The sequence below is a fragment of the Streptomyces sp. Je 1-369 genome (assembly GCF_026810505.1).
Taxonomy (GTDB): Bacteria; Actinomycetota; Actinomycetes; order Streptomycetales; family Streptomycetaceae; genus Streptomyces.
The window spans coordinates 1368118-1387939 of the sequence record NZ_CP101750.1; the positions used below are offsets into that span (position 1 = coordinate 1368118).

15 protein-coding genes and 1 pseudogene are annotated in these 19822 nt (G+C 70.4%); 7 read left to right on the forward strand and 9 right to left on the reverse strand.

Annotation, left to right across the window (positions count from 1 at the left end; genetic code table 11):
• Nucleotides 1-38: 38 nt before the first annotated feature.
• Together NOO62_RS06255 and NOO62_RS06260 are read left to right on the forward strand one after the other, a co-directional pair.
• Entirely contained in the window at nucleotides 39-494 is a 456-nt protein-coding gene (locus tag NOO62_RS06255) for an Lrp/AsnC family transcriptional regulator (RefSeq protein ID WP_268769911.1), read from the forward strand.
• Nucleotides 495-638: 144 nt separating this feature from the next.
• Complete coding sequence (locus tag NOO62_RS06260; protein ID WP_268769912.1) at nucleotides 639-1700, forward strand: chitinase; 1062 nt, start codon at nucleotides 639-641, stop codon at nucleotides 1698-1700.
• Between the two features lie 57 nt (nucleotides 1701-1757).
• Here NOO62_RS06260 and pulA read toward each other — a convergent pair whose 3' ends face one another.
• The 7 genes and pseudogenes from pulA to NOO62_RS06295 form a co-directional block, all read right to left on the reverse strand.
• Nucleotides 1758-4472, reverse strand: coding sequence for a pullulanase-type alpha-1,6-glucosidase (pulA, locus tag NOO62_RS06265; RefSeq protein ID WP_321170554.1), 2715 nt, complete (start codon nucleotides 4470-4472; stop codon nucleotides 1758-1760).
• A gap of 146 nt (nucleotides 4473-4618) precedes the next feature.
• Nucleotides 4619-6016: pseudogene (locus NOO62_RS06270) on the reverse strand (alpha-amylase); the annotation flags it as partial.
• A 130-nt stretch (nucleotides 6017-6146) separates the two neighbouring features.
• Entirely contained in the window at nucleotides 6147-7202 is a 1056-nt protein-coding gene (locus NOO62_RS06275) for a LacI family DNA-binding transcriptional regulator (RefSeq protein WP_268769913.1), read from the reverse strand.
• Entirely contained in the window at nucleotides 7199-8848 is a 1650-nt protein-coding gene (locus tag NOO62_RS06280; RefSeq protein ID WP_268769914.1) for a glycoside hydrolase family 13 protein, read from the reverse strand. The genes NOO62_RS06275 and NOO62_RS06280 overlap by 4 nt, the downstream gene beginning before the upstream one ends.
• 110 nt (nucleotides 8849-8958) lie before the next feature.
• A complete protein-coding gene (locus NOO62_RS06285) occupies nucleotides 8959-9822 on the reverse strand; it encodes a sugar ABC transporter permease (RefSeq protein ID WP_268769915.1) in 864 nt (287 codons plus the stop codon).
• Nucleotides 9819-10829 carry a carbohydrate ABC transporter permease gene (locus NOO62_RS06290; protein ID WP_268769916.1) on the reverse strand — a complete coding sequence of 337 codons (1011 nt, stop codon included), beginning with the start codon at nucleotides 10827-10829 and terminating at the stop codon, nucleotides 9819-9821. Before NOO62_RS06290 ends, NOO62_RS06285 begins: the two co-directional genes overlap by 4 nt.
• A gap of 23 nt (nucleotides 10830-10852) precedes the next feature.
• The gene (locus NOO62_RS06295; protein ID WP_268769917.1) at nucleotides 10853-12124 is read right to left on the reverse strand and encodes an extracellular solute-binding protein; all 1272 of its coding nucleotides are present in this window, start codon (nucleotides 12122-12124) and stop codon (nucleotides 10853-10855) included.
• Nucleotides 12125-12495: 371 nt separating this feature from the next.
• Between NOO62_RS06295 and NOO62_RS06300 the strand changes: the two genes are divergently transcribed.
• Nucleotides 12496-13515, forward strand: coding sequence for a LacI family DNA-binding transcriptional regulator (locus NOO62_RS06300; RefSeq protein ID WP_150182517.1), 1020 nt, complete (start codon nucleotides 12496-12498; stop codon nucleotides 13513-13515).
• 35 nt (nucleotides 13516-13550) lie between these two features.
• On the opposite strand, the gene rfbB is transcribed toward NOO62_RS06300, so the two are convergent.
• Together rfbB and NOO62_RS06310 are read right to left on the reverse strand one after the other, a co-directional pair.
• Complete coding sequence (rfbB, locus tag NOO62_RS06305) at nucleotides 13551-14555, reverse strand: dTDP-glucose 4,6-dehydratase (RefSeq protein WP_268769918.1); 1005 nt, start codon at nucleotides 14553-14555, stop codon at nucleotides 13551-13553.
• The gene (locus NOO62_RS06310) at nucleotides 14552-15619 is read right to left on the reverse strand and encodes a glucose-1-phosphate thymidylyltransferase (protein ID WP_268769919.1); all 1068 of its coding nucleotides are present in this window, start codon (nucleotides 15617-15619) and stop codon (nucleotides 14552-14554) included. Before NOO62_RS06310 ends, rfbB begins: the two co-directional genes overlap by 4 nt.
• A 248-nt stretch (nucleotides 15620-15867) precedes the next feature.
• On the opposite strand from NOO62_RS06310, the gene NOO62_RS06315 reads away from it, so the two are divergent.
• Genes NOO62_RS06315 through NOO62_RS06330 form a run of 4 tightly spaced genes read left to right on the forward strand, consistent with a single transcriptional unit; the run spans nucleotide 15868 to nucleotide 19821 of the window.
• On the forward strand, nucleotides 15868-17172 hold the full coding sequence (locus tag NOO62_RS06315; RefSeq protein ID WP_268769920.1) for an aspartate aminotransferase family protein: 1305 nt from the start codon (nucleotides 15868-15870) through the stop codon (nucleotides 17170-17172).
• Entirely contained in the window at nucleotides 17169-18191 is a 1023-nt protein-coding gene (locus NOO62_RS06320; protein WP_268769921.1) for an ATP-binding cassette domain-containing protein, read from the forward strand. The genes NOO62_RS06315 and NOO62_RS06320 overlap by 4 nt, the downstream gene beginning before the upstream one ends.
• Nucleotides 18188-19012: an ABC transporter permease gene (locus tag NOO62_RS06325; RefSeq protein WP_268769922.1), complete on the forward strand. Its 825-nt coding sequence runs from the start codon at nucleotides 18188-18190 to the stop codon at nucleotides 19010-19012. Before NOO62_RS06320 ends, NOO62_RS06325 begins: the two co-directional genes overlap by 4 nt.
• On the forward strand, nucleotides 19009-19821 hold the full coding sequence (locus tag NOO62_RS06330; protein ID WP_268769923.1) for an ABC transporter permease: 813 nt from the start codon (nucleotides 19009-19011) through the stop codon (nucleotides 19819-19821). The genes NOO62_RS06325 and NOO62_RS06330 overlap by 4 nt, the downstream gene beginning before the upstream one ends.
• Nucleotide 19822 lies beyond the last annotated feature (1 nt).

The following is a 19822-nucleotide window of genomic DNA, read 5'->3' on the forward strand; positions in this document are numbered from 1 at the left end:
CGAAGACGTGTGCAACATGCGTGGTGAATAATTGCGCCATGGATGAGATCGACCGCAGCATCTTGCGCGAGCTGCAGAACGACGGCCGACTGACCAACCAGGAGCTGGCCGCGCGGGTCGGCCTCAGCGCGTCGCCGTGCATGCGACGCGTGCGCCAGCTGGAGCTGGACGGGGTCATCCAGGGATACCGCGCGGTGGTCTCCCCGGAAGCGGTCGGCCGGGGCTTCGAGGTACTGGTCTCCATCGAGGTGCGCCGCGACCGCGAGACGGTCGAGGCGTTCGAGGCCGCGCTCCAGGACATTCCGGACGTCATCGAGGCGTACCGGCTGTTCGGGAGCCCCGGCTGCCTGCTGCGCATCGCGGTCGCCGACCTCGCCGCGTACGAGCGGCTCTGGATCGAGCGGCTCACCACGCTGGCGGGGGTGACCGAGGTCAACTCGCAGATCATCATGAAGCGGATCAAGGAACCGCAGGGCCTGCCGGTGGACAACTGAGTGCGACCCACGGGCTCCACCAGCCCCCGCCCCCTCCAACCTCCCTTTGGTACAGACCTATTGACGCCAGGTCTATACCAGCCTAGGTTGACGCACCGCACGAGGCACGTCTCCGCATCCCCCACCGCACCCAGGGAGCACCGCGTGATCGGTCGGACGTTGAGCCTGCTGGGGTCAGCCCTGGCACTGGCCTGTGTCGCACAGCTGCCCGCCGCCGCGGCGGCCCCCGCCCCCACTCCCGCCGCACCGCGGGCCGACACCTGCGCGGTCAAGCCGAAGCCCGCGGGCAAGGTGCTCCAGGGGTACTGGGAGAACTGGGACGGCGCGTCGAACGGCGTGCACCCGCCGTTCGGCTGGACCCCCATCACCGACAGCCGCATCAAGCAGCACGGCTACAACGTCATCAACGCGGCCTTCCCCGTCATCCGCTCCGACGGCACCGTCCTGTGGGAGGACGGCATGGACGCGACGGTGAAGGTCGCGACGCCCGCCGAGATGTGCCAGGCGAAGGCGGACGGCGCGACCATCCTGATGTCCATCGGCGGCGCCACGGCGGGCATCGACCTGAACTCCACCGCTGTCGCCGACCGCTTCGTCGAGACGATCGTGCCGATCCTGAAGAAGTACAACTTCGACGGCATCGACATCGACATCGAGACGGGCCTGGTGGGCAGCGGCAACATCAACCAGTTGTCGGCCTCGCAGTCCAACCTCATCCGCATCATCGACGGCGTGCTCGCCCGCATGCCCGCGGGCTTCGGCCTCACGATGGCCCCCGAGACGGCGTACGTCACCGGCGGCAGCGTCGTCTACGGCTCGATCTGGGGCGCGTATCTGCCGATCATCAAGAAGTACGCGGACAACGGCCGCCTGTGGTGGCTCAACATGCAGTATTACAACGGCAGCATGTACGGCTGCTCCGGCGACTCCTACTCCGCGGGCACCGTACAGGGCTTCACCGCTCAGACCGACTGCCTCAACAAGGGCCTGAACATCCAGGGCACCACCATCAAGGTCCCCTACGACAAGCAGGTCCCCGGCCTCCCCGCCCAACCGGGCGCAGGCGGCGGCTACATGTCCCCGAGCCTCGTCACCCAGGCCTGGAACCGCTACAACGGCGCCCTCAAGGGCCTGATGACGTGGTCGATCAACTGGGACGGATCGAAGGGCTGGACGTTCGGCGACAACTTCAAGCGGATCAGCTGACCCCGAGGACACGGCCGCCCCCGCTCCCCTGCAACGCCTGACGCCGATCGGGAACGCTCAGCCGCGCTCGAAGACCGCGACCGTTCGCGCCGGGACGGTGAACGCGCCTGAACTCCGGTCGTACGTCGATGACTTCACGGTGCGGTCCGCGCCGGACGCCTGGACCGGGTGCAGGGCGTAGCGGGTGCCCCGCAGGGCGTCGACCCGCTGTAGCTGGGTCTGCGGGCTCGCGTTGAGGACGACCACGAGGTCGCCGAGCTTCATGGTGATGACGCCGGGGGTCTCGTCGTCCGTGCCGGACAGCGGGAAGGACAGGGCCGACTGGACCTTCCCGGCCGTGGCGAGGGAGAAGGCGGGCTCGGTCGTCCGGATGTGCAGCAGGTCCCGGTACGCACCCGACGTGCCGTTGATCGTCTCGCAGTCCGGGGTCAGCGTGGACGCGGACGACAGCAAGGGCTTGGCGTAGGGCCACTTGTCCTTGTTGTCGGCGGCCGGGGGCAGGCCTCGGCCGAAGCCGTTGCCCGCGCGGCAGTCCCAGTTGACCGTGTTGAACCAGTCGCCGCTGTCGAAGGAGTTGCGGTCCAGGGACTTGGAGCGCAGCAGGTCCGTTCCCGCCTGGGAGAGCGCCGGGCCCTGGGAGAGGGCGGCGGTCGCCATGGCGAGGACCTGCATGCGGGCCCGGTCGGCCGTCGCCGTGCCTGCGGGCAGCTTGAAGGCGAGCGCGTCGTACAGCGATTCGTTGTCGTGCGCGTCCGCGTAGGAGAGCGCGTCGCCCGGCCGCGCCGCGTATCCGGCGGGGGCGCCGTTGTAGTCGACGTCCGCGCCCTTGACCCTGCGTCCGGCCGAGTCCTTGAAGGTGTAGTCGGCGAGGTTGCCGGTCAGGCCGACCTTGATGAGGTCCTGGTAGTGCAGGAGGCGGGCCTTCTGTTCGGCCGGGGTGCCGTTGGAGCGGGAGGAGTTGGGGTCCGTGTACAGGCCGCTGGCGAAGCCCTGTACGCCCGGGTCGCCGTCGAACGGGCCGCCGCCGCGCAGCGCGTCGCGCGAGCGGTCGGAGAACGTCGCGATGCCGGTGCCCGCCATGTTCTTCTGGGTGGCCTGGACGAAGCGGGCGTCGTCGGCGACCTCTCCGAAGTTCCACCCCTCGCCGTACAGGACGATGCTCTTGCCGTCGACGCCGTCCTTCGCCGGGGTCAGCGCGTCGAGTGCCTTGCGGACGGCCAGGATGTTGGCCTTGGGGTGGTGGCCCATCAGATCGAAGCGGAAACCGTCGACCTTGTACTCCTTGGCCCAGGTGACGAGCGAGTCGACGACGAGCTTGCCCATCATCGTGTTCTCGGTCGCCGTGTTGGCGCAGCACGTGGAGGTGGTGACCGCGCCGTCGGCGTCAAGGCGCTGGTAGTAGCCGGGCACGATCCTGTCGAGCACGGACTTGTCGGCCTGGCCGCTCGCGACGGTGTGGTTGTAGACGACGTCCATGACCGTGCGCAGCCCCGAGCCGTTGAGGCCTTGCACCATCTTGCGGAACTCCACGGTGCGGCGGGTGCCCTCGGGGTCGCTCGCGTACGAACCCTCCGGCACCGTGAAGTGCAGGGGGTCGTAACCCCAGTTGTACGCGTCCTTGCCCGCGCTCTTCGTGACGCAGGCCTGCTGCTCGTCGGAGTCCGGGGCGTACGCGGGCGGGTCGCAGTCGGGGGTGGCCTGGTCGGAGGCGCGTTCCGGGACGGTGCCGATGTCGAAGACGGGCAGCAGGTGTACGTACGACGTGCCGGCGCGGGCCAGGCGGCGCAGGTGCTTCATGCCGTCGGACTTCTTGTCCGTGAACGCCAGGTACTGGCCCGGGTGGTCCGACGTGCGGTCCGCGGCGGAGAAGTCCCTGACGTGCAGCTCCTGGATCTGCGCGGCGCGCAGCGGGATCGCCTTCGGCTTGCGCAGCCCGGCCCAGCCCTTGGGGGCGAGCTCCGCGTGGGTCAGGTCGACGGCGAGGCTGCGCTCGGAGCCGGTGGTGAGCGCGGTGGAGTAGGGGTCGGTGACCTTGTTGGTGACGACCTTGCGGACGCTCGGCGCCCACACCTTGACGACGTACCGGTAGGCCTTGCCCGACCAGCTGCCCGGCCCGGTCGCCGACCAGACCCCGGAGGCGCGGTCCCGGTGCATCGTCACCGTGCGGCCGCCGATGTCGAGGGAGACGCGCTGGGCGGTGGGCGCCCAGACGGCGAGGGTGACGCGGCCGTGGGTGAAACGCGGGCCGAGGGTGGCCTTGGCGGCGGCCGTGCCGTACACGTCGTCGAGGACGCCCTGGGTCTGCACGCCGGTCGCGGAGCGCAGCGTGCCGTCGGCGGAGCGGGCGGTGGCGACGAGCTGGCCGGTGAGGGCGGCGCGGACCAGGTGGCGGTCGCGGGGGTCGACGGTGAAGGCGGCGTAGCCCTTGAGGTGCGGGTACTTGGCCTTCTGGGCGCCGGTGAGGCCGCCGTCGGCCGGGGTGAGGCGCAGCCGGTGCGTCGCCGCTCCCCCGATGTCGCCGCCCTCGACCGTGAGGCCGCCGCGGGTTGCGTACAGGAGTTCGTGGCGGCTCCCCGTGTCCGCGTCCCAGGCGAGGGTGTTCCTGTCGATCCACTGGGCCCGCGACTTCGACAGGTCCAGCGGGTCGGCCTGCTCGGCCGCGGCGGACGGCGTCGACGGTGCCATCGGCACGGCCGTCGCGGTCAGGGGCACGGTGGCGGCGAGCAGGGCGAGGGCCACGGTCACGGCGGCGCGGCGCGGGGAGCCGGTCACGGCGGTTTCTCCTTCAGGGCTGGGGGGCTGGGGGGCTGGGGAAGGGAGGTACGGCCGCCCGGCAGCGGGGACACGGATGGGCCGGGCGGCCGGTCTATGGGGGGGGCCGGTCTTGCGCGGGACCGGCCCTGGGAGGAGGCCGGTCAGCAGTTCTTGGCCCCGGTGTGCAGCGCGAGGGCCGTGTTCGGGGCGACGGCCGCCGTGAACTGTCCCGAGCCGTTCACGCTGACGCTCCTGCCGCTCTGCACGTCGCAGTACGTGCCCGCCGCCAGGGAGGTCTGGAAGGTGCGGTTGACGGTGGACCCTTCGTGGTTGATGACGACGTATGCCTTGTCGCCGCGGCCGAAGGCGACCGTGTTGTTGCCGTTGTCCCACCAGTTGGTGACCGACGCGCCGCGTGCGGTGTTGCGGAACTTGACCATGCTGCGGATCTCCGGCCAGGCGTGCTGGCACTTCCAGCCGTCGCTGTAGCAGGTCTTCACCTGGCCGCCGTTGGGCGATCCGGCGTCGTTGTTGCTGAACTCGTAGCCGGAGTGGACGTCGGGAGAGCCGTAGGGCCAGGCCAGCATGAAGACGTGCGCGAGGGTGTAGTTGGCGCCGTCCTTGTAGTTGAGGGTCTGGCCGTGGCGCTCGGTGTCGTGGTTGGTGACGAACACGGAGCTGGTGCCGCCCGGCATGTAGCCCCAGCCCTCGCCGTAGTTCTTCAGGTAGGCGAGCTTCTCGTTGTTGAAGACGCGCTTGAGGTCCCAGGCGTACCGGAACTCCTGCGGGTCGCCGGTCGCGGTGTACTCGCTCGGGGAGACGGGCTCGCCCGCCCCGTGCAGCGTCTCCTGCTTCCAGTGGACGCCCGGGTTGCTCAGGCGTGACTTGATGTTCTTCAGGTCGTCGACGGGCATGTGCTTCGCCGCGTCGATGCGGAAGCCGTCGACGCCGAGCGAGAGGAGGTCGTTGAGGTACGTGGCGATGCGGCCGCGCACGTGGTTCTCGCCGGTGTCGAGGTCGGCGAGGCCGCCCAGCTCGCAGTGCTGGACGTTCCAGCGGTCCTGGTAGTTGCTGATGTCGGCCTTGCAGTCGTCCATGTCGGCGGACGAGTACGTGCCCGGGTAGTCGTACTTGCTGAAGCGCGAGCCCGCCGAGCCGGTGCCGGACGCGTTGGTCATGTGGTTGATCACCGCGTCGGCGACGACCTTCACACCGGCCGAGTGGCAGGTGTCGACCATGTCCTTGAACGCGGCGCGGTCACCGAGCCGGGTGCCGATCCTGTAGCTGACCGGCTGGTACGCGGCCCACCAGGCGTCGCCCTGGAGGCGCTCCTGCGGTGGGGAGACCTGCACGTACCCGTAACCGTCCGGGCCGAGCCGGTCCGTACAGGCCTTGGCGACGGACTTGAAGTTCCACTCGAAGAGGACGGCGGTGACGTCCTTGCCGCCGGGCGGGGCGGCCTGGGCCGCAGGGGCCCCGGCGACGACGCTGCCCGCGACACCCGCGATCAGGGCCAGCGCGGTCGCGACGGGTCTGCGGCTCTTGGTGGTCCGGCCGGTCATGGGGTACCTCCTGCGCGTTGAGGGAACCTTCAGCAAGTGCTTCCTCCGGCAAGATCCTTCTCGGCAATTCCTTGCAGCAAGTCAGCACAAGTTGTTGCGGGTTGGACGGTATGGCGCCCCCCGCATGGGGTCAACCCTCTGGACAGACTCCGGTGGAACCGCGCACGACCAGCTCCGGCTGGAAGACGAACTCCGTGCGCTGCACGGGGTTTCCGTCGATCTCTTCCAGGAGTGCGCCCACCGCGGCGGTCGCCATCGCCTGCACCGGCTGGCGCACGGTGGTCAGCGGCGGGTCCGTGAAGGCGATGAGCTGGGAGTCGTCGAAGCCGACCACGGAGACGTCGCCGGGCACGGTGAGGCCGCGGTCGCGCACGGTCCTGACGGCGCCGAGTGCCATCAGATCGCTGCCGCACACCATCGCCGTGCATCCGAGATCGAGGAGGGCGCCGGCCGCGGCCTGCCCGCCCTCGACCGTGAACAGGGTGCGCTGCACGAGGCGTTCGGCCTCCGCCTGCGGCAGGCCGAGCATGCTGTGCAGGGCCGCCGTGAACCCCTCCGCCTTGCGGCGCGATGGCACGTACCGGGTCGGGCCGATGGCGAGCCCGATCCGCTCGTGCCCGAGGTCGACGAGGTGGCGTACGGCCATCCGCACCGCCGAGCGGTCGTCGGGCGAGACGAAGGACACCGGGATGTCCTCGTTGTAGCCGTTGACGAGGACGAACGGCACTTTGCGGTGCGCCAGTTCGCGGTAGCGCGCGGTGTCGGCCGTCATGTCGGCGTGCAGACCCGACAGGAAGATGATGCCGCTGACCCCGCGGTCCTCCAGCTGTTCGACCAGCTCGTCCTCGGTGGCGCCGCCCGGCATCTGCGTACAGAGCATCGGGGTGTAGCCGTGTCCTGCCAGGACCTGCTCGATGACCTGCGCGAAGGCGGGGAAGATCGGGTTGGTCAGCTCGGGGATGACCAGGCCGACCAGTCCGGCGCTGCGCCGTTTCAGCCGGGTGGGCCGTTCGTAGCCGAGGACGTCCAGGGCGGCGAGGACCCGGCGCCTGGTGCCGGTCGCGACCCCCGCCTTGCCGTTCAGGACCCGGCTCGCGGTGGCCTCACTGACGCCGGCCTGGGCCGCGATGTCCAGGAGCCGCGGGGCGCCCCGGTGGGCGTCCCGCGGCGCGGAGGGCAGCGTCACACCGCCCACCAGACGGTGGTGTCGGCGGGCAGGTGCACGGCTCCGTCCGAGACCTCCGCCTCCTCGCTGCCGAGCAGCACGCGGCCGGGAGCCGGGAGCCTGACCGTCTCCGCGGTGGTGTTCACGGTGCACACGAAGCCCTCTCGGGCGAAGACGAGCACGCCTTCGGGGGCGTCGAGCCATTCGACGGCGCCGCCCGCGCCGAGCCCCGGTTCCGCGCGGCGCACGGCGAGCGCGCTGCGGTAGAGCTCCAGGGTCGAGCCGGGGTCGCCGGTCTGCGCCTGCACGCTCAGCTCGCCCCAGCCCTCGGGCTGCGGGAGCCAGCTGCCGCCCGTGCCGAAGCCGTACGACGATCCTTCCGCGGTCCACGGGATGGGCACCCGGCAGCCGTCCCGGAAGCCGTCCTGCCCCTCGGCGCGGATGAACGACGGGTCCTGGCGCACCTCGTCGGGCAGGTCGGTGACGTCGGGCAGGCCGAGTTCCTCGCCCTGGTACAGGTACGCGGAGCCGGGCAGCGCCAGCATCAGCAGCGTCGCCGCGCGGGCGCGGCGCAGGCCGAGCTCGCGGTCGCCCGCGGTGCGCAGCTGGGTGCCGAGGCCCGGCGGGTTGGCGAGGCGCGTGGCGTGCCGGGTCACGTCGTGGTTCGAGAGGACCCAGGTGGCGGGGGCGCCCACGGGACCCATCGCGGCCAGCGACACGTCGATGACGTCGCGCAGCTCGGCGGCATCCCAGGAGGTGCCCAGGTACTGGAAGTTGAACGCCTGGTGCATCTCGTCGGGCCTCACGTACTGGGCGGCCCGCTCGACGGTCGGCGTCCACGCCTCGGCGACGAGGATGCGTTCCCCCGCGTACTCCTCCAGGACCTGCCGCCAGCTGCGGTAGATCTCGTGCACGCCGTCCTGGTCGAAGAACGGCATGGTGTCGTTGCCGAGCAGTCTGAGCTGGTCGTGGCGGCCGATGTCGGGCAGGCCGGCCTCCTTGACCAGGCCGTGGGCGACGTCGACGCGGAAGCCGTCGACGCCCATGTCGAGCCAGAAGCGCAGGATCGAGCGGAACTCGTCCCGGACGGCGGGGTGTTCCCAGTTGAAGTCGGGCTGCTCGGGCGCGAAGAGGTGGAGGTACCACTCGCCGTCGGGCACCCGGGTCCACGCGGGGCCGCCGAAGATGGACTCCCAGTCGTTGGGCGGGAGTTCGCCGTCGGCGCCCTTGCCGGGGCGGAAGTGGTAGCGGTCCCGGAGCGGTGATCCCGGGCCTTCGCCCAGCGCGCGGCGGAACCAGTCGTGGCGGTCGGAGGAGTGGTTGGGCACCAGGTCCACGATGATGCGCAGGCCGAGCTCGTGGGCGTCGCGGATGACCGCGTCGGCGTCGAGGAGGTTGCCGAACATCGGGTCGATGGCGCGGTAGTCGGCGACGTCGTAGCCGGCGTCGGCCTGTGGCGATGCGTAGAAGGGGCTGAGCCAGACGGCGTCGACGCCGAGGTCCCTGAGGTACGGCAGCCGGCTGCGGATGCCCTCCAGGTCGCCCATGCCGTCGCCGTTGCCGTCGGCGAAGCTGCGCGGATACACCTGGTAGATCACCGCGTCGCGCCACCAGTCCGTGCGCGTCTCGGTGGTGGGGGCGGCAGGGGCAGCGAGATGCTGGGTCATGTCTTCCCTGGGGATCGAGTGTGGTGGGGGCGGCGCCGGACGGTGTCGGTCCGGCGCCGCCGACGTGGCGTGCGCACTGTGCGGGTGAGAGTGCGGCGCGGCCGGACGCCTCAGGACTTCGTCGCGCCCGCCGTCAGACCGGAGACCAGGTGGCGCTGGGCGAAGCCGAAGATCACCGCGGCGGGCACCGCCACGATCACCGCGGACGCCGTCAGCGAACCCCAGTCGCTCGTGTACTGGTTGACGAAGGTCTGCAGGCCGCCGGCGAGCGTGAGGTTCTCCTCGCCGGTCATGAAGGCGGACGCGTAGGCGACCTCGGCCCAGCCGGTGATGAAGCTGTAGAACCCGGTGACGGCGAGGCCCGGCTTGGCGAGCGGCACGATGAGCCGCCAGAAGGTGCCGAACGGGTTGAGTCCGTCCACCCGTCCGGCCTCGTCGATCTCGACCGGGATGGTGTCGAAGTACCCCTTCATCATCCAGGCGCAGAACGGCACGGCGATCGTCAGATACGTGACGACGAGCCCGACGGGCTGGTTGAGCAGCCCGAGACTGGCGAGGAGGTTGTACAGCGGCACAATGAGCACCGCGACGGGGAACATCTGGGTGATCAGGAGCAGCCACATCAGCGGCCGCATGCCGGGGAACTTGAAGCGGCTCACCGCGTACCCGGTCGTCGCCGCGATGAAGACGCCGATCACCGTGGTCAGGCCCACCACGATGACGGAGTTGAGGAGCCAGTTCGGGAACTCGGTGTCGTTCAGGACGTGGTCGTAGTTGCCGAAGGTGAAGTCCTTCACGAGGTCGGTGGAGAAGGCCTCGCTCTCCGGCTTGAACGACGTGACCAGGAGCCACAGGGGCGGCAGGACCGCGATGGCGCTGGCGAGCAGCAGGGTCAGGTGCAGGCCGGCCGAGGCGAGCGGGCCGCGCTCGTCGCGCCCCCTGGACTTGCGCTGCTTCGTTTCCACGGTGGTCACCACACCTCTCCTTGCTTGCGGAGCGCGCGGCGGTAGGCCACCGCGATGATCGAGAGGAGGGCGAGGATGAGAACGCCCCAGGCGGCGGAGCCCGCGAAGTCGCGTGGGCTGACGACGAACGAGAGCCGGTAGGCGTACGTCACCAGGATCTCGGTGGCGTCTCCTGGTCCTCCCCTGGTGAGCAGGAAGATCACCGGGAACATGTTGAAGGTCCAGATGCCGCTGATGAGGATCACCGTGCTGGCGACGGTCCGCAGCCCCGGCAGGGTGATGTGGCGGAAGCGCTGCCAGGCGTTGGCGCCGTCCATCTCGGCCGCCTCGTACAGCTCACCCGGGATGGACTGCAGGCCGCCGAGCATGGCGACGAGCATGAACGGCACGCCGAGCCAGACGTTGACGGTGATCACGGAGATCTTCGCCCAGGTCGGGTCGTTGAGCCACGGGATGGCGTCGATGCCGCCGCCCGCGAGGATCTTGTTGAGGAGGCCCTTCTTCTCGTTGAAGAGCAGGCGCCAGGTGAAGACGGAGACGAAGGCCGGGACCGCCCACGGCAGGATCAGCGCCATCCGGTAGAAGGTGCGTCCCGCCAGCTTGCGGTTGAGCATCGTGGCGAGCCCGAGACCGAGTGCGAAGGACAGCGCGACGCAGGAGACGGTCCACATGACGGTCCAGCTGAGGCGGTCCCAGAAGACGCCGTCGGAGAGGATCGCCTGGTAGTTGTCGAGCCCGACGGACTCGTACGTGGCGGGGATGTCGTTGACACCGATGTGCCGCTCGACGTTCGCCTCGTTGGCGTTGGTCGTCGACAAGTACATGCCGCGCACCAGCGGGTAGCCGACGATCACGCCGATCACGGTCACCACGGGGGCGACCATGGCCCACGCGTACCAGTGAGTGGCGAACGCCCGGCGCAGCCGCCCTGGGTTCTTGCCGGGCCGGGGGCCGCGGCCGCGGATGCCCTTGACATCCGCGGCCTTCACCACCGGCTGGCCGGTCTCGACAGCCATGGGTCGGTCAGCCCTCCCTCTTCCTACTTGTAGTTCTTGAGGAGCTTGCGGTAGGCGTCACCGATGCCCTGGGCGCCCTTCTCGGGGGAGGACTTGCCGCTGAGCACCTTCTCCAGCTGCAGGCGGATCGGCTCGAAGAGCGCGTTGGCCTCCGGGATCCACGGCCGCTGCACGGACTTGGCGACGGCGGGCTTGAAGAACTGCACCATCCGGTTGTCCTTGACGGACTTCACGTCGTAGACGGAGGTGCGGGTCGGCAGCAGGCTGAGCTGCTCGGTGGTCTGCTGCTGCACCTTGGCGGAGCTCATGTACTTGATGAACTCGTAGGACGCGTCGAGGTTGCCGGAGCCCGCGTAGGCGGCGAGGTTCCAGCCGCCCTGCGGGGCGCCCTGGCGCTTGCTGCCGGCCGGGGCCGGGGCGACCCCGAGGTTGCCCTTGTCGGCCTTGAACTCCTTGCCCTTCAGTGCGCCTTCGATGGACCACGGGCCGTCGAGCGCCATGGCGACGTCGCCGTCCTTGAAGGCGTTGAGCTGATTGTTGTAGCCGTCGCTCGCGTCGGTGACGGCCGCCTTGGAGTCGACGAGGTCCTTCATCACCGAGAAGGCCTCGGCGCCCTCGGGGTCGTCGACCGTGACCTTCTTGTTCTTGGTGTCGAGGAGGTCGCCGCCCTCTCCGTAGAGGTACGGGAGGTAGTAGTACGGGTCGTCGCCGCGCAGGTACAGGCCGGTCCTGCCGGACTTGGACTTGATCTTCTTCGCGGCGGACTTCACGTCGTCGAAGGACTTGGGCACGTCGACGCCGGCGGCCTTGAGCATCTTCTTGTTGTAGAAGAGCGCCAGGGTATCGATGGTCTGCGGGGCGGCGTACGTCTTGCCCTTGAACTTCGTGCTCGCCGCGGCCTGCGGGAGGAAGTCGTCCGCCTGGTCGAGCGCGACGGTGTCGTCGAGCGGGGCGAGGTAGCCGAGCGAGGCGAAGTCCTGGGTCCAGGCGACCTCGGTGCGCATCACGTCGGGGGCGCCGGAGTTGCCGCCCGCGGCGTTCTTGAACTTGGCGTTGGCCTCGCCGAACGGGACGTTCACATAGTTGACCTCGACGTCCGGGTGCAGCTTCTCGAAGCCCTTGGCGATCTTTTCGTACGCGCCCTTCTCGGCGTCGTTCGAGGTGTCCCAGAAGGTGACGGTGCCGGAGAGCTTCCCGTCCTTGCTCCCGCCGCTGCCTCCGTCGTCGCCCCCGCACGCTGCCGCTGTCATGGCCAGGGCCGCGATCAGCCCGGTGGCCGCAATGCCACGCCGCATGTGAACTCCTTCAACTGATCCCGGAATCACGGGGAGACGAAGAGGTGCCTCCTGCTGGCCGCTCTGGACGGCGGCGCCGGGTTGCCAGGAACGTAACAGCGTTGGAATGTCGCCGAAAGACCTTGCGGTAAATTTCTGCAAGGACCGGCGATCGTTACATCTGTGTGTCCTTACCGTGCCCCGGTCTGCGCTTGACAGGGTCGCGGGGCGCCTGGCATCCGTGTGAGCGCGCGGAGAAACAGGGACACGCGGGAACACCGAGAGCGATGAAGGCGACTGCAAGACTCTTGCAAGACAGCTCTTTCCGCAAGCTTCCACGAAGATTCACGGGCAGTGTGCAATCACCCCGATGGCAGGTACAGTCCAGTGCCATGACCGCACGGCTTGTCGACATCGCAGCCCACGCGGGGGTCAGTGAAGCCACCGTGAGCCGCGTACTCAACGGCAAGCCCGGGGTGGCCGTCGGCACCCGCGAGGCGGTGCTCGCCGCCCTCGACGTACTCGGGTACGAACGCCCGGTACGGCTGCGCCGGCGCAGCGCGGGGCTCATCGGCCTCATCACGCCGGAGCTGGACAACCCGATCTTCCCCGCGTTCGCGCAGGTCATCGCGCAGGCCCTGACCCGCCAGGGGTACACGCCGGTCCTCGCGACGCAGACGCCGGGCGGCTCCACCGAGGACGAGCTCACCGAGATGCTCGTGGACCGCGGCGTCAGCGGCATCATCTTCGTCTCGGGCCTGCACGCCGACACCACCGCCGACATGGAGCGGTACGAGGTGCTGCGCGCCCAGGGCGTCCCCTATGTCCTCGTCAACGGCTTCTCGCCGGACGTGGCGGCCCCCTTCGTCTCCACCGACGACCGCGCCGCCGTGCGCCTGGCCGTCACACACCTGACCTCGCTCGGCCACACCCGTATCGGTCTCGCGGTCGGCCCCAAGCGGTTCGTGCCCGTCGTGCGCAAGATCGAGGGCTTCCGGCTCGGGCTGCTTGAGCGCCTCGGCCTGGACGACGAGGCGTCGGAGGAGCTGATCCAGCACTCCCTCTACACCCTCGAGGGCGGCCAGGCCGCGGCCACCACTCTCATCAACCGGGGCTGCACCGCCGTCGTGTGCGCCAGCGACATGATGGCGCTCGGCGCCATCCGTGCCGCCCGCGACCTGGGCCTGAGCGTGCCGCGGGACATCTCGGTCGTCGGCTTCGACGACTCGCCGCTCATCGCGTTCACCGACCCGCCGCTGACCACGATCCGCCAGCCCGTACAGGCCATGGGCCAGGCGGCGGTCCGCGCGCTGCTCGAGGAGATCGGCGGGACACCGGCGCCGCACGGCGAGTTCGTCTTCATGCCGGAGTTGGTGGTACGTGGCTCCACGGGGTCGGGACGCAAGGCGTAGGCGGCGCCACCCGGACGGGGTGATGACACAGGCGCTCACGCCGCCGCGACGTACGGCTGCCACCACGAGCGGTTGTGCCGGTACCAGCGGGCCGTCTCGGCGAGCGCCGCGTCGAAGTCGGTGCCGGGCAGGTAGCCGAGCTCGGTGCTGATCTTCGTGTGGTCCACGGCGTACCTGCGGTCGTGTCCCTTGCGGTCCGTGACGTGCGTGATGCGCCCGGCGTCGGCGCCGCACAGGGCGAGCAGCCGCTCCGTCAGCGCCAGGTTGGTCAGGGAGGTGCCGCCGCCGATGTTGTAGATCTCCCCCGCCCGCCCCCGGGTGCGGACCAGTTCGAGTCCGCGGACGTGGTCGTCCAGGTGCAGCCAGTCCCTCACCTGCAGCCCGTCGCCGTACACCGGCACGTTCTCCCCGTTCAGGAGGGCCGTCAGGAAGCGCGGAATGAGCTTCTCCGGGTGCTGGTGCGGGCCGAAGTTGTTGGAGCAGCGGGTGACGCGGACGTCCAGGCCGTGGGTGCGGTGCTGGGCCAGGGCGATGAGGTCGGCGGCGGCCTTCGACGCCGCGTACGGGGAGTTGGGCCGCAGTGGATCCTCCTCGGTGGCCGCACCCCGCGCGATCGATCCGTACACCTCGTCGGTGGAGACGTGGACGAAGGTCGCGACGCCGTGGTGGAGCGCGGCGTCGAGCAGGGTCTGGGTGCCGAGCACGTTGGTGCGGGTGAACGCGGAGCCGTCCGTGATCGAGCGGTCGACGTGCGACTCCGCGGCGAAGTGCACCACCTGGGCGTGGTCCGCGGCCAGTTCGCCGACCAGCCGGGCGTCGCAGACGTCGCCGCGCACGAAGGTGAACCCGGGGTGGGAGCGCACCTCGTCGAGGCGGCCGATGCTGCCCGCGTAGGTGAGCTTGTCGAGCACGGTCACCTCGATGCCCGGCGGGCCCGCGGGGCCGAGGAGTGACCGGACGTACGCGGAGCCGATGAAGCCGGCGCCGCCGGTGACGAGGATGCGGCGGCCGCGGCGGCCCGTGGGGTCGGCGTGGTTCATGAGGTCAATTGCACCTTGCTGTGGTCGCCGATGACGAGTCGGTGGGCCTGGGGCAGCCGCGGAGCGGGGGCCACGACGGCGCCGCGCCCGATCAGCGAGGACTCGATGCGGGAAGCGCCCTCCACGTCCGCGCCGCGCAGCAGCACGGAGTGGGCGATGGCGCTGTCCTCGATCCGGCAGTCCTCGGCGATGGCGGTGTACGGGCCGATGCTGGAGTTGCTGATGACGGTGCCCGCGCCGATCACCGCGGGGCCGACGATGCGCGAGCAGCGCACCACGGCACCCTCGGCGAGGCGTACCCGGCCCAGGACGGTGCTCTCCGGGTCGACCTTGCCGTCGACGCGGCCCTCGATGCTGTCGAGGACCTGGCGGTTGACCTCCAGGAGGTCGTCGACGCTGCCGGTGTCGCGCCAGGGCCGGGTGGTGGTCTCGGCGCGCACCCGCAGCCCCCGGTCGAGCATCCACTGCACGGCGTCGGTGATCTCCAGCTCGCCGCGCACGGAGGGCCTGATCGCCCGTACCGCTTCGTGGATGTCCTTGCCGAAGGCGTACACGCCGATCAGGGCGAGGTCGCTGCGCGGCCGGTCGGGTTTCTCCTCCAGACCCATCACGTCGCCGCGGGCGTCGAGTTCGGCGACGCCGAACGCCGTCGGATCGGCGACCGGGGTGAGGAGGAGGCGGGCGGCGCCCGGGTGGGCCGTGGCCCGCCCGACGAAGCCGGTGAGGCCGTCCTGAAGGTAGTTGTCGCCGAGGTACAGCAGGAAGTCGTCGTCGCCGAGGAACCCCCGCGCGATGAGCACCGCGTGGGCGAGGCCGAGCGGCCGCTCCTGGTGGAGGTAGCTGACGCGCAGGCCGAAGGCGCTGCCGTCGCCGACGGCTGCGCGGACCTCGCCGCCGCGTCGGCCGACGACGATCCCCACCTCACGGATGCCGGCGGCGGCGATGGCTTCGAGCCCGTAGAAGAGCACGGGTTTGTTGGCGATGGGCAGCAGTTGCTTGGCACCTGTGTCGGTGAAGGGGCGCAGCCTGCTGCCCGTTCCGCCGGCCAGCACCAGGGCTTTCAAGGAAGCCGTCCGCGGGGCGGGGCGGCCTGGGGATGCGTTCTCACGGGTCCCTCCTCGCTTGCGAGGTCTCGACTCAAGCAGAGCGGGCCGTACGACCGCAAGAGCCCACTGAAAGTTTCAGCAATCTCTTGCCAATCTTGGGGCGGCTTTGTTTGACTCGGTGCGCATCGCCGGTTCCACCGCTCAACTTCGGTGCCGATCCGGGCAGTTCACGGCACCACGCACATCGACCGGAGTGGGGGGCAGCAGTGACAGGTCACCGGCAGCGCGCACGGCTCGACCGGGAAGCCCGGCACCTCGCGCCCGGCGCCTCGGAGGAGACCGCCGCCGGGGAGCGCGTGTTCGCCGAGGGTTCGGGCGCGCTCCTCACCGACCTCGACGGCAACCAGTACCTGGACTTCGCGGCCGGCACGCTCACCCAGTCGCTCGGCCACTGCCATCCGGAGGTCGTCGAGGCGCTCACCGCGCAGTCCGGACGGCTGTGGAACGTGCACGACGCCGCGACCCCCGAACGGGCCGCACTGCTCGAACTGCTCGCCCGGCTGCTCCCCGCCCACCTCGATACCTACGCACTCTTCTCCACCGGCGCCGAGGCCGTCGAGGCGGCCCTGCGCGTGGTGCAGGCGACCGCGCCCGCGGGCCGCAACCGGATCGGGGCGCTGCGCCACGGCTTCCACGGCAAGACGATGGGCGCCCGGATGCTGGTCCACTGGGACATCGGCCACCAGGCGTTCGCCGGGAACAGCGTCCTCGGTTACGCCCCCAACTGCTACCGCTGCCCCCTGGAGTTGACCTACCCGAAGTGCGAGGTGCGGTGCGCGTCGCTCGTGCGCAAGCACATCGCCGAGAAGCCGAACGTCGCCGCGCTGGTCTTCGAACCGGTGCAGGGCGCGGCGGGCGTCGTCGTCCCGCCGCCCGGCTACTGGGAGCGGATCGCCGAGGCCTGCCGCGCGAACGGAGTGCTGCTCGTCGCCGACGAGGTGCTGACCGGCGGCGGCCGCACCGGCGCCTTCCTCGCCTCCGAGCTCGTCGGGGTCGAACCGGACCTGGTCGTCCTCTCCAAAGGCATGGCGAACGGTTTCCCCTTCGCGGTGCTCGCCGGGCGCGCGGAGCTGCTGCGCTCCCCCGAGGCGGCCACGGCCGGTTCGTACGCGTCGACGTACGCGAGCAATCCCCTGGGGATCGCGGCGGCGCACGCCACGCTCGGCGTCATCGAACGCGACGGTCTGACGGAACGTGCCCACGGGCTGGGCGAGCTGCTCGGCGAGCGGCTCACGGCCCTGCACTCGCGGTACGAGCAGCTCGGTGACGTACGAGGGCTCGGGCTCCTGTACGGCCTGGAGTTCGTCACCGACCGGGAGAGCCGCACGCCCGCGCCCGAGCTCGCCCGCGCGGTCCACTCCGCCGCACTCGACCTGGGCCTGCGGACGGCGTTCGGCGGGCACATCATCCGCCTCGCCCCGCCGTTCACGCTCGACGAGGCACAACTCGACGAGGGCGTCGCCCTGTTGGACCGCGCCATCGAGCAAGCGGTCAAGCAGGTGGTGGCGTGATCGTCGCGGAGAACCTCACCAAGGAGTTCCGCATCGCTGAACGCAGGCCCGGCCTGCTCGGCAGCCTCGCCACGCTGCTCACCCGCGAGTACCGCACCGTACGCGCCGTGGACGGCGTCTCCTTCGAGATCCCCGCCGGTTCGAAGACCGCGTACATCGGCGCCAACGGAGCCGGCAAGTCCACCACGATCAAGATGCTCACCGGCATCATGACGCCGACGGCAGGACGCTGCCTGGTCGCCGGCATCGAGCCGTACCGCGACCGGCGGCAGAACGCCCGCTCCATCGGCGTCGTCTTCGGGCAGCGCAGCCAGCTGTGGTGGGACCTGTCGGTGCCGGACTCGTTCCGCATCCTGCGCCGCGTCTACGACATCCCCGACCCGGTCTACCGCCGCAACCTCGCGCTCTACCGCGAACTCCTCGACATCGACGCCCTCGGCACCACCCCCGTGCGCCAGCTGAGCCTGGGCCAGCGGATGCGCGCGGAGATCGCCGCGAGCCTGCTGCACGACCCCGCCGTCGTCTTCTGGGACGAGCCGACGATCGGGCTCGACATGGTCCTCAAGACGGCGGTGCGCGACCTGGTCAACCGTGCGCACCGGGAGCTCGGCACGACCGTCGTGCTCACCAGCCACGACATCGCCGACATCGCCGCGATCTGCGACAGCGCGCTGGTCGTCGACCACGGAAAGGTCGTCCACCAGGGCTCCATCCAGGACCTGCTGCGCACGGCCGCGGACCGCTCCGTCAGCTTCGACCACCGGGGCGGCCCGGCGCCGCACGAGGCGCTCGGCCTGATCGAGCGTGGCCTGCCCGGCGTACGGGCGAATGTCGAGGACGGCGGGCGCATCCGCGTGGACTATCCGGCGGGCCTCTTCGCCTCGCGCCAGGTCCTCGCCTTCCTCCTGGACCACTTCGACCTCGTGGACTGCTACGCCCCGGAGCCCGATCTGGAAGAGGTGCTGCGGCAGATCTACGGCCGGGCACCCTCGCCCTCGCCCGTCGGCGGTCGCCCGTGAAGACCCGCATCGCCCCGCGTGTCGGGCGCTACGTCCCCTTCGCCACCGGCGGCCTCCAGTCCCTGCTCCAGTACCGTTCGATGTTCGTCGTCACGGGCGTCACCGCCGCCGCGGGCGCCGCGGTCACCGTCTTCCTGTGGCGTGCGGTGTACGCGGACTCGCCGGGCGGCACCGGCCCTGGCGGCTTCACCCCGGCGGGCATCACCACGTATCTGCTGGTGGCCCAGGTGTTGCAGGTCCTGCACGCCAACCGGGTCGACGACGAGGTGGCCGCCGAGGTCTACCGCGGGGACGTCGCCGTGCTGCTGGTGCGTCCGGTCAGCTATCCGCTGGTGCGGCTCTTCGCGTGCCTGCCGGTGGTCGCGGCCAACGCCGTCCTCGTCGGGGTGCCGGTCCTGGTGCTCTTCTCGTTCCTGGTGCCGCTGACGGCACCGCGGCCGGGAGACGCCGCACTGTTCGCCGTGTCGACGGTCCTCTCCGTGCTCATCGCGTTCTGCGTGAACCTGCTGACCGGCATGACGGGCTTCGTCACCACGAACACGTGGGGCGTGCGCATGGTGAAGCAGAGCGTCGTGGCCTTCTTCGCCGGGCAGCTGGTGCCGATCGCGCTGATGCCGGGCCCGCTGGCGGCGGTCGCCACCGCCCTGCCTTTCAGAGGGATGGTCGACGGTCCGCTGACGCTGCTCCTCGGCAGGTACGACGGGGTGGGCGGGGCCGTCGCCGTGCTGGCCCAGCAGGTGGGCTGGGTGGTCGGTCTCACGGTGCTGTGCGCGGTGCTGTGGCGGGCCGCGCTCGGCCGTCTCGAGGTGCTCGGCGGATGACGCGCACACGCCTCGGCACGGCACTCTGGTACGTCAGGCTCTCCTGGTTCCTGGGCGGGGCCGGCCTGCACCGCCTCGCCGCGTACCGTCTCGACTTCGCGCTCGGCGCCGGGGCCTTCCTGGTGCGGGTCGGCATCCAGACGGCGGTGGTGGGCCTGGTCTTCCGGCAGGTGCCGGCCGTGGGCGGCTGGTCGTACCACGAGGTGCTCTTCCTGCTCGGCTTCTCCCTTCTGCCGCGCGGCCTCGACCACCTCTTCACCGATCAGCTGTGGGAGCTGGGCCGCAAGCTGGTGCAGCGCGGCGAGTTCTACCGCTATCTGATCCGCCCGGTGAACCCGCTGTTCTCCCTGCTCTCCGAGCGCTTCTTCCACCCCGACGCGCTCGGCGAGCTCGTCGTCGGCGCCGCCCTCGTGACGTACGCGGGCACCTCGCTCGACCTGGACCCCACGGCCGCGCAGTGGGCGCTCGCCCCGCTGCTCGTGGTCTGCGGCGCGCTGATCCACACGGCGGTGAAGCTGTTCTTCGCGTCGCTGTCGTTCTGGACGGTGACGAGCCTGCCCGCGATGTACGCGGCGAGCCAGGTGTCGGAGTTCGCGGCGTACCCGCTCGACATCTACCACGCGTCGCTGCGCGCCCTGCTGACCTGGGTGCTGCCGTTCGCCTTCACCTCGTACGTCCCGGCCGTCTATCTGCTCTCCGGCGACACGGCGCTCCTGGGGTGGCTGCCCGTGGTGACGGCCCTGTCGCTGCTGCTGGCTCTCGGCGTGTGGCGGCGCGGCATCAACACGTACGAAATGACTGGGAGTTGAG